This window comes from Saccharopolyspora sp. 6V, assembly GCF_020176785.1.
In the GTDB taxonomy this organism is placed as follows: domain Bacteria; phylum Actinomycetota; class Actinomycetes; order Mycobacteriales; family Pseudonocardiaceae; genus Saccharopolyspora_C; species Saccharopolyspora_C gregorii.
Genome location: NZ_JAIUKB010000083.1, coordinates 1 through 12,426, shown reverse-complemented (window position 1 = coordinate 12,426; position 12,426 = coordinate 1). Strand labels below are relative to the sequence as shown.

11 protein-coding genes are annotated in these 12,426 nt (G+C 73.5%); 7 read left to right on the top strand and 4 right to left on the bottom strand.

All coding sequences use genetic code 11. The annotated features are described in order from the left end of the window. Window positions 1-42: 42 nt before the first annotated feature. Genes sufC through LCD35_RS17040 form a run of 4 tightly spaced genes read left to right on the top strand, consistent with a single transcriptional unit; the run spans window position 43 to window position 3,022 of the window. On the top strand, window positions 43-816 hold the full coding sequence (gene sufC, locus LCD35_RS17055; RefSeq protein ID WP_224957672.1) for a Fe-S cluster assembly ATPase SufC: 774 nt from the start codon (window positions 43-45) through the stop codon (window positions 814-816). Continuing rightward, window positions 813-2,114 (top strand): cysteine desulfurase, encoded by a 1,302-nt coding sequence (locus LCD35_RS17050; protein WP_224957671.1) that lies wholly within the window; start codon window positions 813-815, stop codon window positions 2,112-2,114. The genes sufC and LCD35_RS17050 overlap by 4 nt, the downstream gene beginning before the upstream one ends. 18 nt (window positions 2,115-2,132) lie before the next feature. Beyond that, the gene (gene sufU, locus LCD35_RS17045) at window positions 2,133-2,594 is read left to right on the top strand and encodes a Fe-S cluster assembly sulfur transfer protein SufU (RefSeq protein WP_224957670.1); all 462 of its coding nucleotides are present in this window, start codon (window positions 2,133-2,135) and stop codon (window positions 2,592-2,594) included. Continuing rightward, window positions 2,591-3,022 carry a metal-sulfur cluster assembly factor gene (locus tag LCD35_RS17040; protein ID WP_224957669.1) on the top strand — a complete coding sequence of 144 codons (432 nt, stop codon included), beginning with the start codon at window positions 2,591-2,593 and terminating at the stop codon, window positions 3,020-3,022. Before sufU ends, LCD35_RS17040 begins: the two co-directional genes overlap by 4 nt. Window positions 3,023-3,142: 120 nt before the next feature. On the opposite strand, the gene LCD35_RS17035 is transcribed toward LCD35_RS17040, so the two are convergent. The 3 genes from LCD35_RS17035 to LCD35_RS17025 form a co-directional block, all read right to left on the bottom strand. After that, the gene (locus LCD35_RS17035) at window positions 3,143-3,907 is read right to left on the bottom strand and encodes a diguanylate cyclase domain-containing protein (RefSeq protein ID WP_374108093.1); all 765 of its coding nucleotides are present in this window, start codon (window positions 3,905-3,907) and stop codon (window positions 3,143-3,145) included. Beyond that, entirely contained in the window at window positions 3,871-5,097 is a 1,227-nt protein-coding gene (locus LCD35_RS30755) for an EAL domain-containing protein (RefSeq protein ID WP_374108092.1), read from the bottom strand. The genes LCD35_RS17035 and LCD35_RS30755 overlap by 37 nt, the downstream gene beginning before the upstream one ends. A gap of 181 nt (window positions 5,098-5,278) precedes the next feature. Further along, window positions 5,279-6,481: a lycopene cyclase family protein gene (locus LCD35_RS17025; protein WP_225044453.1), complete on the bottom strand. Its 1,203-nt coding sequence runs from the start codon at window positions 6,479-6,481 to the stop codon at window positions 5,279-5,281. 142 nt (window positions 6,482-6,623) lie between these two features. On the opposite strand from LCD35_RS17025, the gene LCD35_RS17020 reads away from it, so the two are divergent. Further along, complete coding sequence (locus LCD35_RS17020) at window positions 6,624-8,198, top strand: deoxyguanosinetriphosphate triphosphohydrolase family protein (RefSeq protein WP_225044452.1); 1,575 nt, start codon at window positions 6,624-6,626, stop codon at window positions 8,196-8,198. Between the two features lie 57 nt (window positions 8,199-8,255). Here LCD35_RS17020 and LCD35_RS17015 read toward each other — a convergent pair whose 3' ends face one another. Next, a complete protein-coding gene (locus tag LCD35_RS17015; RefSeq protein WP_225044451.1) occupies window positions 8,256-9,551 on the bottom strand; it encodes an MFS transporter in 1,296 nt (431 codons plus the stop codon). Window positions 9,552-9,711: 160 nt separating this feature from the next. Between LCD35_RS17015 and LCD35_RS17010 the strand changes: the two genes are divergently transcribed. Together LCD35_RS17010 and LCD35_RS17005 are read left to right on the top strand one after the other, a co-directional pair. Continuing rightward, window positions 9,712-10,380, top strand: a complete 669-nt coding sequence (locus LCD35_RS17010; protein ID WP_225044450.1) for an acVLRF1 family peptidyl-tRNA hydrolase — start codon at window positions 9,712-9,714, stop codon at window positions 10,378-10,380. A 251-nt stretch (window positions 10,381-10,631) separates the two neighbouring features. Beyond that, entirely contained in the window at window positions 10,632-12,260 is a 1,629-nt protein-coding gene (locus LCD35_RS17005) for an ABC-F family ATP-binding cassette domain-containing protein (RefSeq protein ID WP_224957660.1), read from the top strand. Window positions 12,261-12,426 lie beyond the last annotated feature (166 nt).

Below are 12,426 nucleotides of genomic sequence, written 5' to 3'. Positions count from 1 at the left end.
CCCCTCACTCCCTTTCCCCACGTACCAGGAGAACACAGCACAATGGCCACCCTGGAGATCAAGGACCTGCACGGTTCCGTCCTCACCGAGGAAGGCGCCAAGCCGATCCTCAACGGCGTGAACCTCACGATCGACTCCGGCCAGATCCACGCGATCATGGGCCCGAACGGTTCCGGCAAGTCCACCCTGGCCTACGCCATCGCCGGGCACCCCAAGTACCAGATCGACTCCGGCTCCGTCCTGCTCGACGGCGAGGACGTGCTGGAGATGAGCGTGGACGAGCGCGCCCGCGCCGGCCTGTTCCTCGCCATGCAGTACCCGGTGGAGGTGCCGGGCGTGTCCATGTCGAACTTCCTGCGCACCGCCGCCGGTGCCGTCCGCGGTGAGGCCCCGCAGATCCGGCACTGGGTCAAGGAGGTCAAGCAGGCGATGACCGAGCTCGACATCGACCCGTCGTTCGCGGAGCGCAGCGTCAACGAGGGCTTCTCCGGCGGCGAGAAGAAGCGGCACGAGATCCTGCAGCTGGACCTGCTGGACCCGAAGTTCGCCATCCTCGACGAGACCGACTCCGGCCTGGACGTCGACGCGCTGCGGGTCGTGTCCGAGGGCGTCAACCGGTACACGTCCAAGGGCGACAAGGGCGTGCTGCTGATCACGCACTACACCCGCATCCTGAACCACATCACGCCGGACCACGTGCACGTGTTCGCCGGCGGCAAGGTCGTCGAGTCGGGCGGGCCGGAGCTGGCCGACGAGCTCGAGAAGAACGGCTACGTGCGGTTCACCGGCAAGAAGGAGGCCGTCGCGCAGTCATGACCGCTCAGCCCCTCACCACTGCCGGTGCGGCCGCGGGCCCGCTGGACGTCGCGGCGATCCGCTCCGACTTCCCGATCCTGGGCCGCACGATCCGCGACGACCGGCGCCTGGTGTACCTGGACTCGGGGGCGACGTCGCAGCGCCCCCGCCAGGTGCTGGACGCGGAGCGCGCCTTCGTGGAGACCTCCAACGCGGCGGTGCACCGCGGTGCCCACCAGCTCGCGGAAGAGGCCACCGACGCCTACGAGGACGCCCGCGCCAAGATCGCCCGCTTCGTGGGTGCCGGGGTGGACGAGGTCGTGTTCACCAAGAACGCGACCGAGGGCGTCAACCTGGTCGCGTACGCGATGAGCAACGCCGCGACGTCCGGTCCCGAGGCGGAGCGCTTCCGCCTCGGCCCGGGCGACGAGGTCGTGGTCAGCGAGATGGAGCACCACGCGAACCTCGTGCCGTGGCAGGAGCTGTGCCGCCGCACGGGGGCGACGCTGCGCTGGTTCGGCGTCACCGAGGACGGCAGGCTCGACCTGTCCGACGTGTCCGCGGTGATCACCGAGCGGGCCAAGGTCGTCGCCGTCGCGCACCAGTCCAACGTGCTCGGCACGGTGAACCCGCTCGACGAGGTCGTGGCGCGGGCGCACCAGGTCGGCGCGCTGGTCGTGCTCGACGCGTGCCAGTCGGTGCCGCACGCGCCGGTGGACTTCGCCGAGCTCGACGTGGACTTCGCGGTGTTCTCCGGGCACAAGATGCTCGGGCCCTCCGGGGTCGGCGTGCTCTACGGGCGGCACGAGCTGCTGCGCGCGATGCCGCCGTTCATCACCGGCGGGTCGATGATCGAGATGGTGCACATCGACCGCGCCACGTTCGCCGAACCGCCGCAGCGGTTCGAGGCGGGCGTGCCGATGACCTCCCAGGTCGTCGGGCTCGGCGCGGCCGTGGACTACCTGTCGGTGGTCGGCATGGAACGCATCGCCGCGCACGAGAAGAAGCTGGCCGCGGCGGCGCTCGACGAGCTGTCGGCGATCGACGGGGTGCGCATCATCGGCCCCGCCACCACCGAGGCCCGCGGTGCCACGGTCGCGTTCGTGGTCGAAGGGGTGCACCCGCACGACGTCGGCCAGGTGCTCGACAGCCAGGGCGTCGAGGTGCGCGTCGGTCACCACTGCGCGTGGCCGCTGCACCGGGCGTTCGGCGTGCCCGCGACGGTCCGCGCCAGCTTCTACCTGTACAACGATCTGGACGAGGTCCGGGCGCTCGGGGAAGCTGTGCGGGAGGCCCAGCGTTTCTTCGGTGTCGGGTGAACGGCTGAAGGACGTGTGATGCAGCTCGAACAGATGTACCAGGAGATCATCCTGGACCACTACCGCAACCCGCACGGGCACGGCCTGCGGGACCCGTTCGACGCGGAGTCCTCGCAGGTCAACCCGGTGTGCGGGGATGAGGTGACGTTGCGGGTGCGGCTGGCGGGCAACGGCCTCGACGCCACCGTCGAGGACGTCTCCTACGAGGGGCAGGGCTGTTCGATCAGCCAGGCCTCGATCTCCGTGCTCACCGACCTCGTCGTCGGCAAGTCGGTGAAGGAGGCGATGGGCAGGCAGGCCGCGTTCAGCGAACTCATGCAGGGTCGTGGCCAGGTCGAACCCGACGAGGACGTCCTGGAGGACGGCATCGCCTTCGCGGGGGTGGCGAAGTACCCGGCGCGCGTGAAGTGCGCGCTGCTGGGCTGGATGGCTTTCAAGGACGCCGTTTCGCGCGTCGTCGACGAAGTGGGAGCGTCATGACAGACCGAACCCAGGTGCAGGACGAGCAAGCAGCCGCGGGCGAGGCCACCGACGTGGCGCGCGGCGCCGAGAACCTCCCGGAGCCCCCGGCTCCGGCCGCGGAACTCGCCGCGCTCGAAGACGTCGAAGAGGCGCTGCGCGACGTCGTGGACCCCGAACTGGGGATCAACGTCGTCGACCTCGGCCTCGTCTACGACGTGCGCGTGGAGCAGGACAACAGCGCCACGGTGGACATGACGCTGACCTCGGCGGCCTGCCCGCTGACCGACGTGATCGAGGAGCAGGCCCGCTCCGCGCTCACCGGCGGTCCGGGCGGCGGCCTGGTCAGCGACTTCCGCATCAACTGGGTGTGGATGCCGCCGTGGGGCCCGGAGAAGATCACCGAGGAGGGGCGCGAGCAGCTGCGCGCGCTCGGCTTCACCGTCTGACCCGGACCGAACCGGTTCGCAGCGCGGCCCCCGGCGGGACTCCGGTCCCGAGCCGGGGGCCGCCGCGCGTTCCGGGGTCGGCAGCCCGGGGATCAGCCGCCGGGGTCGGCAGCCCGGGAATCAGCGCAGCCGGGACTGCGGCCGGCGCCGGTCCGGGTCGTGCGCCGGGAAGATGCCGCCCGCCGGGTCGTCCGGCACGGCGAACGGCTGCGGCGCCGGTTTCCCGCGCAGCACGTCCACGTGGTCCGAACCGGGGCGCGACATCACCCAGCTCGACCCGGTGAGGTCCTTCGCGCGGTGCTTCAGCGGCGCCAGCAGCCGGGACGCCTCGTCGTAGCCGGTCACGGTGCTCTGCGTGCACACCAGCGTCGCCAGCGACAGCGTCACCGGCACCCCGCCCGCCTCCCGCGGCGGGTCCAGCAGCAGCTCGGACAGCGGTACCAGGTCGTCCAGATCGGCGACCAGCAGGAAGTCGTCGCCGCCGACGTGCCCGACGCGCACCGACGGCAGCGAGGTCGCCGCATCCGTCAGCACCCGCCCGATCGACCGGATCAGGTCGTCCCCCGCGGAGAACCCGGCGCCGTCGTTGACCGACTTGAACTCGTCGATGTCCAGCCAGCTCACCGCGAACACGTCCCCGGCGGCGATCCGCCTGCCCACGTCCCTGGCGATGGAGTCGCTGCCGGGCAGTCTGGTCAGCGGGTTCAGCGCCGCCGCCTCCTCCACCTTCAGGTCCGCCATGCCGCGGATGAGGTGCCCGGCCCGCACCGCGCCCAGGCAGCGGCCGGACTCGTCGACGACGATCGCGTCATCGTACATCCGGTACTGGTCGGACCGGGTGACCAGGCTCAACGCCTCGATGGCGGTGGTCGCGGTGGTGACCACGCGGGGTTCGTCGGCCAGCCGCGAAGCCGGGCGCTTCGCGTGCAGCGCGTGCCCGTACGGACCGGTGACGGCGAGCAGGAACCGGTTGCGATCGATGGTGTACTGCGGCGGGGGGGGGGGGGGGGGGGGGGGGGGGGGGGCCCCCCCCCCGCGGGGGGGGGGGGGGGGCGCCCGCCCCCCCCCCCCGGCGCCGGGCCCGCCCCGGCCCCCCCGCGCCCGGCGGGCCGGGGCCGGCCCCGCCGCCCGGGTGGCGCTGCTTGGGGCCCCCCCGCGGGGGGGGGCCCCCCCCCCCCCCCCACCGCGCTGATCTCGGGGTGGTCGGCGAGCACGCCGCGCACCTTGTCGGCGGTCGCGTCCACCGGCAGCAGCGTGGCTGGGGAGAGGAACTCGGTGACCCGCGGGCCGGCGGCGAGCGTGTTCACCGGCTGCCCGGCCGGGTCGGTGACCTCGGCGGCCACCCCCGGGACGGTGATCGTGGTCGGAGGCCGGCGCGCGGGCGGGGCCAGCAGGTTGCCCTGCACCAGCCGCACCCCGGTGCGCCGCAGCGCCGAGAGCTGCCGGTCGTTCTCCACGCCTTCGGCGACGAGGTCGGCGTCCGCGGCCTCGCACAGGTGCCGCACCGCCTCCAGCACCGCCCGGCGCGCCGCCGAATCCGGCAGGCCGCTCACCACGCCCCGGTCCAGCTTCACCATGCCCGGTTCCATGTCGGCGATGAGCGCCAGCGGCACGTCACCGTCGCCGACGCCGTCCCCCGCGATCTGGAAGCCGTCGGCCTTGAGCGCCTGCACGCCCTCCACCAGCTGGCCCGGGTCGAGGCGGGCGAACGGCGGGCCGATCTCCAAGGTCACCTCGTGCTCGCGGCGGCCCACCTCGTGCAACCGCTCCCGCAGCCGTTCGATGCGGGGCAGGTCGTGGGTGAGGGTGCCGCCGAAGAGGTTGAGGTGCAGCGGTAACAGCGTCTCGTGGTCGGCGGCCGCGGTCACGGCGCTGCGCGCCAGCTCGACGTCGAGCTCGGTGAGCCTGCGGTGCCGGGCCGCTTCCCGGAACAGGTCGTGCACGTCCCCACCGGTGGGCCGGGCGAGGGCCTCCACCGCCACGATGGCACCGGTCTTGACGTTGATCAGGGGCTGGAACGCGAAGCGCACTTCGTTGACCAGCGCGAGCACGGGGTCGATGCTGCCTGCACTCATGGCTCTCCATCGAGCGGGTTCACGACCTGTTCACCGACATCTCAGCTGCTCCTCGTCTGGGGACGGGGGGTTGCCGGACGCCAACCTAGCGCGACGAACCGTCCTCGGGCACCCAGCTCGCCCACCCGCTGTGGGAACCGACACAGCGTCCTGACGTGCGGGTCGTGGCGTGCGGTACCGCTCAGAGACCGCCGAAGCCGTGCTGCGCCTCGCCGCCTCCGGGGCCGAATCCGCCGGTCACGAGCCTACGCCGGACGGACCAGGGGGAGCGGCGGAACAGCGCCGTCATCACCGCCGCCGTCCGGGCGGGGTCGTGGTCCGCCGCGAGGAACACGGCCTGGTCGGCGTCGGGCAGCGAGAAGAACACGTCGAAGAACTCGGGCACCAGTTCCGGCGGGAACGCCAGCAACGCGCGCAGCGCCCGTCTGCGCAGCCCGTGCACCGCGACCGCGCGCGGCGGCCAGGAGATCGCCCAGGCCGCCTTCGACGCCTTCGCCGGACCCGCGCTCAGGCCCGCGCTGAGCGCTCCCGCCAGCCACGGCGCCTGCCGCAGCGCGGCGGCCACGCTGAACCCGCTGGCCGGGTGCACCAGGCCACCGGAGGCGCCGAAGGCCACGACCCGGCCCGGCATCGGCACCGGGTCGTCCACCGGGAACCGCACCCGCTCCTCGACGGCCCCGTCGGGCACCTCGATGCCCGCCGCCGCGAGCCTGCCGTGCAGCCGGCGGCGCAGCAGCGCCAGCGGCAGCGACGGCCGCCGCGCCAGCGAGGTCTCCTCCAGCAGCACCGCGCCGCCGCCGAGCCGCACGCAGTACAGGAAGGTCGGCCAGCCGCCGCGGGTGTCGGGCGCGGACCGCCAGTCCATGAACACCCCGGACCCCGGCGGGCACAGCGGTTCGGCCGCGGCCGAGTCCAGCACCACGCCCACCGCGGACTGCTGGGCCGCGGTCCGCGCCGGGCGGCCGCCGGAGAGCACCCGCGCCGCGCCGGAGGCGTCGACGACGAGGGCCGCGGCGAGCCGCCTGCCGTCCTTGAGGTGCACCGTCGATCCGGTCGGGCCGTGCTCGGCGCCCACCACGCGGCCCGTCACGTCCTGCACGTCGGGTCGCCACAGGTGCTTCCACAGCGCGGTGTTGTCCAGCACGGCGTAGGGCCGGTCCAGTTCGTGGCGCGCGGTGCCGTAGGCCAGCATCGAGCCGGTCACGGCGGCGAGCGCCTCGCGCGGGACCGACGCGGGCAGTTCGTCGACCCAGGAGCCGTAGGTGTGCCCCCAGCCGCGCCGCGGCGCCGGATCCACCACGGTCGTGTCCAGTCCGGTGTCGGCGCAGGCCGCGGCCACCGCCCGTCCGGCCGGCCCCGCCCCCACGATGAGCACGTCCACCACGGTGGCATCAGATCACGACCGGTGCGGGTGCCGCCGCTCGGCCGGGGCGGCTTCGACCACGCGCCGCGGGTTCCGGTGGTTCCGCGGTGGCGCCGTCCGAACGCTTCCCCGGCAGCGGGGAGGCACGCAGTAACGTGCGGGCATGCGAACCGAACCTCCGGTCGAGCGAACCTCCCGCCGCAGCGACGCAGTCCGCGCCGGACGCCCGGCCTCCGACCTGGCGGCCAGCCCGTTCCGGGCCGACCGGGACCGGGTGTCGAGCTCCGCGTTCTTCGCCCGCCTCGGCGGTGTCACGCAGGTCGTGACGCCCAGCGGGTCGGGGATGCTGCTGCACAACCGGCTCACGCACAGCTTGAAGGTGGCCCAGGTGGCGCGAGCCATCGGCGAGCGGTTGTGCGCCGATCCGGACGCGGCGGCGGTGATGGACGAGCTCGGCGGCTGCGACCTGGACGTGGTGGAGGCCGCCGGGCTGGGGCACGACCTGGGGCACCCGCCGTTCGGACACCTCGGGGAGACGGTGCTGGACCGGATCGCGCGCCAGGACTTCGGGCTCGTGGACGGTTTCGAGGGCAACGCGCAGTCCTTCCGGATCGTGAGTTCGATCGACGTGCGCGGCGACCCGGGTGGGGCCGGGGACGGTCTGGACCTCACGGCCGCGGTGCGCGCCGCGCTGCTGAAGTACCCGTGGACCCGGCGGCACCGCCCGTCGCCGCACCCGCGCGACCTGCGGGTCCCGCCGCGGGGCGCGTCGGAGCCCGACGAGGCGCCGGGCACCGGCTCGGCGAAGTTCTCCTGCTACGTCACCGAGCTGGAGGACATGCGGGACTGCCGGTCGGTGTTCCGCGGCCGCATCGAGAGCTGGCAGCAGACCGTCGAGGCCTCGGTGATGGACACCGCCGACGACATCGCCTACGCGATCCACGACCTGGAGGACTTCCACCGGGTCGGCATCCTGCAGCACACCACCGTGTCCAACGAGCTCACCGAATGGCTGGCGCACCAGGTGGAGCTGGCGAAGCTGGGCGACGCGGACCTCGCGGGCACCGAGCACCTGCCGGGCCGGTCGCTGGAGCGGCTGCGGCGCAGGCTGCACGCGAAGGACTCCTGGATCGCCTCGGACGCGGCGTTCACGGACGCGGTGAAGCGGGTGCTCGACGAGCTGGTCGCGAAGCTGCTCCAGGCGCCGTTCGACCGCTCCAAACAGGCCGAGCAGGCGGTCGCGGTGTTCTCCGGTGAGTGGACGCGGCGGCTGGTGGAGGGCGTGCGGGTGGAGCGGACGCCGACGGTGCGCTCCGGGCACGTGTCGCTGGCACCGGAGCAGTGGCACGAGGTGCAGGTGCTCAAGTTCGTGCACCGCCGCTTCGTGCTGCAACGCCCCGACCTGGCGCTGCACCAGCGCGGCCAGGACCGGTTGCTGACGAAGCTGGTGACCGCGCTCGACTCGTGGCTGATCGACCGCAGCGAGGCCGCGCGGCTGCCGCACCGGCTGCGGGACCTGTTCGAACGGGCCCGCGCGGAGTTCGCGGAGCTGCGCGGGAGCGATCCGATCGCGCTGTCGACCGGCGGCCACGAGCTCGGCGCGGCGGACCTGGAGCGGTGGGCCCGTGGCCGCGCGGTGATCGACTTCGTGGCCTCGCTGACCGACGACCAGGCCGCGTCCCTCCTCGAAGCGCTCTCCGGCAGGACCACCCGGCTGTTCTCGGAGATCTCCATCTGAGGGATCCCCGTTCCCGCCGCGCGGGGTCCCGGCGCAGGGGAGTGGAGCTACCGGTGCTCAGCCGGTCGGCGGTGCCTCGGTGAGGGTGCGCCGGTAGGTCTCGGTGAGCAGGTAGCCGGAACCCAGCGAGATCAGGCACACCGCGATCACGTACCCGGCGATCGCCATCGACGAGCCGGTCCACCCGTACAGCGCGGTGCAGATCATCGGCGCCAGCCCGCCGCCGAAGATCGCCGCCAGCTGGTAGGCCAGCGACGCGCCGCTGTAGCGGAACCGGGTGCTGAACAGCTCCGCGAAGTACGCCGACTGCGGCCCGTACACCGCGGTCCGGCACAGCTGCACCACTACGCCGCCCAGCAGGAACAGGCCGATCGAGCCGCTGTCGACGAGCAGGAAGTACGGCACCGCGAACACCGCCAGCCCCGCCATGCCCGCCATCGACATCCCGCGCCGCCCGATGCGGTCGGAGAGCAGCCCGAACGCCAGCATCAGCGGGATGTCGGCGAAGCTCAGCAGCGCGTTGGCGCCGAGGACGGTGGTGCGCTCGTAGCCCAGCGAACTCGTCGCGTACGCCACGATCCAGGTGGTGCCCACGTAGAAGGTGGCGTTGGTGGCGAGGAACGAGCCCGCGGCCAGCGCCACGGTCCGCGGGTGCTCGCGCAGCACGTCGAGCACCGGTGCCCGGGTCCGCGGCTGCTCGCGGGCGGCCTGCTGGAACACGGGGCTCTCGCTGATCCGCAGCCGGATGAGCAGGCCGACGCCGATCAGCACCCCGCTGCACAGGAACGGAACCCGCCAGCCCCAGGTCAGGAACGCGGCCTCGTCGAGCCCGGCGGACAGCGCGGCGAACACGAGGTTGCCCAGCAGCAGCCCGGCGGGCACCCCGATCTGCGGCCAGCTGCCGTAGAAGCCGCGCCGGTGCGGCGGCGCGTGCTCCACCGCCATCAGCGCGGCCCCGCCCCACTCGCCGCCGACGCCGATGCCCTGCGCGAACCGCAGCACCGCCAGCAGCAGCGGAGCGGCGACGCCGATGGTCCCGTAGGTCGGCAGCACCCCGATCAGCACCGTCGCCACGCCCATCAGCAGCAGCGACGCGACCAGCACCGGTTTCCGCCCGTGCCGGTCCCCGTGGTGCGCGAACAGCACCCCGCCCAGCGGCCGCGCGACGAACCCGACGGCGAAGGTCGCGAACGAGGCGAGGGTGCCGAGCAGCGGTTCGAACTCGGGGAAGAACAACCGGTTGAACACCAGCGCGGCGGCGGTGCCGTAGATGAAGAAGTCGAACCATTCGATGGTGGTGCCGATCAGCCCGGCGAACGCGACCCGCCGCGCGCTGGAAGGGGGAGCGGTCATCCCGGCGCACCTCCCGATCGATGTGATCCAGATCATCCGCACTCGGGTCGGTGCACGTCAACGGGCTGCCGATCGCCGCAGCGGTGGCTCGGGCGAGCGGAGCCCCCGGCTGCGCCGAACGTCCTCGCGCCGGGAAGCCCGCGCGTGCTGGGATGGGGGCATGCGCAGCAGGGAACTCGCCGGGGGCGGCCGGGCGGCGGCGGTGCCGCCGGAACGGCTGGCCGGCTGGTTCGAGCGCTTCGCCACCCGCCACGGCGGGGCGGAGCGCACCGAGCTCGCCCCGCGCGAGGTCGTGGTCACCGCCGCCGAGGGCGCCACCGCGCGGGTCGCGGTCGCGTTCGCGGACCGGCCGGGGCCGCACGGCGAACGCCCCGGCCTCGCGGTGCGACCGCTGGTGGAGCACGCGCGCACGCCGCGACGGATCGGGTTGGTGCTGGTGCGCCTCGGCGCGCACAGCGTCGGCATCGCCCGCGGCGGCACCGTCGAGGTCTCCCACACCGACCGGCACCTGGTGCACGGCCGGAACAAGGCGGGCGGCCAGTCCCAGCAGCGCTTCGCCCGCCGCCGCGAGGGCCAGGCCCGGCGCTCGCTGGAGTCGGGCGCGGCCGACGTGGCGCGGGTGCTGCTGCCGGAGCGCGACCGGCTGGACGCGCTGGTGCTCGGCGGTGACCGGCGGGCGCTGGAGGCGCTGCGCGCCGAACCGCGGCTGCGGGAGTTCCTGGCCACCGCGGAACCGCGGGTGCTCGACGTCCCGGAACCACGACGTTCCATCCTCGACGACGCCGCCGAACGCGCCACCGCCGTCGAGGTCCACGTCCGCGAACCGTGACCGGCCGGTCGCGTCCCGTCGCCGGGGTGCGGAGTGCGCGCCGGAGCCGCGGGACCGGCCGCTACACTGGGCACGTGGTGAGCAAGCGCGCGACGAACAGGTGCGCGGCGGAGCTCCGCCTGCGGGGGCCGCGCACGACGGTCTCCGCCGATTAGCCGCGGTGCCCTCGGCCCGTCGAACCCAGTGACCGGACCGGCCTGCGGCGGGCGTCCCCGTGATCTCGCTCGACCACTACGTCTTCGGAGCCTTCCTTGATCTCTGCCTCGGGCCTAGAACTGCGCGCGGGTTCGCGCATCCTGCTCTCCGGCGCCACGTTGCGCGTCCAGCCGGGCGACCGGATCGGCCTGGTCGGCCGCAACGGCGCGGGCAAGACGACGACGCTGCGGGTGCTCGCCGGTGAGGGCGAGCCCTACGCCGGGGAGCTCGTCCGACGCGGCGAACTCGGCTACCTCCCGCAGGACCCCCGCGAGGGCGACCTGTCGGTGACCGCGAAGGACCGGGTGCTCTCCGCCCGCGGCCTCGACCAGCTGCTGCGCGACATGGAGAAGGCGCAGACCGAGATGGCCGAGTTCGCCGACGACCGGAAGCGGGACAAGGCGATCAACCGCTACGGCAAGCTGGAGGAGCGCTTCGGCGCCCGCGGGGGCTACGCGGCCGAGAGCGAGGCCGGGCGGATCTGCTCGAACCTCGGGCTGGCGGACCGCATCCTGTCCCAGCCGCTGCGCACCCTCTCCGGTGGTCAGCGCAGGCGCGTCGAGCTCGCCCGCATCCTGTTCGCCGCCTCCGAGGCGGGGCCCGGCGGCCGTTCGGCGACGACCCTGCTGCTGGACGAGCCGACGAACCACCTCGACGCGGACTCGATCAACTGGCTGCGCGAATTCCTCCGCTCGCACGACGGCGGGCTCGTGGTGATCAGCCACGACGTGGACCTGCTGGCCGACGTGGTGAACAAGGTGTGGTTCCTCGACGCGGTCCGCGGCGAGGCCGACGTCTACAACATGGACTGGAAGCGCTACCAGGAGGCGCGGGCCGCCGATGAGAAGCGCCGCCGCCGCGAACGCGCCAACGCCGAGAAGAAGGCCTCCACGCTGATGGCGCAGGCCGACAAGATGCGCGCCAAGGCGACCAAGGCCGTCGCCGCGCAGAACATGGCCCGCCGCGCGGAGAAGCTCGTCAACGACCTGGAAGAGGAGAAGGTCGACGACAAGGTCGCCAAGATCCGCTTCCCCGACCCGGCGCCCTGCGGGCGCGTCCCGCTCACCGCGAGCGGGTTGTCGAAGTCCTACGGCTCGCTGGAGATCTTCAGCGGCGTGGACCTGGCGGTGGACCGCGGGGCGAAGGTCGTGGTCCTCGGTCTCAACGGCGCGGGCAAGACCACGCTGCTGCGGCTGCTCGGCGGCATGGAGGAACCGGACGCGGGTGCCATGGAACCCGGGCACGGCCTGCGCGTCGGCTACTACGCGCAGGAGCACGAGACCCTCGACCACGACGCGAGCGTGTGGGCGAACATCCGCAGCGCCGCCCCGGACACCCCGGAACAGCAGCTGCGCACCCTGCTCGGCGCGTTCCTGTTCCGCGGCGAACAGCTGGAGCAGCCCGCGGGCACCCTCTCCGGTGGCGAGAAGACGCGGTTGGCGTTGGCGGGCCTCGTCTCCAGCGCCGCGAACGTGCTGCTGCTGGACGAGCCGACGAACAACCTGGACCCCGCGAGCCGCGAGCAGGTCCTCGACGCGCTGCGCAGTTTCACCGGAGCGGTGGTCCTGGTCACGCACGATCCAGGAGCCGTGGAAGCACTCGAGCCGGAACGGGTGATCCTGTTGCCCGACGGGACCGAGGACCACTGGTCGGCTGATTACTTGGAGCTAGTGCAACTCGCCTGACGAGTGGTTTTTCCCACCACGACCTTTCCGCAACGCGTCACGGTCCGCCGCGGGGCCCCCGGGGCCCCCCCCCCCCCCCCCCCGCCCCCGGGGGGCGCCCCCCCCCCCGCGGGCCCCCCCAAAAAAAGAGGGGGGGGGGGGGCGCCCCCCCCGGGGGGCGCCCGGG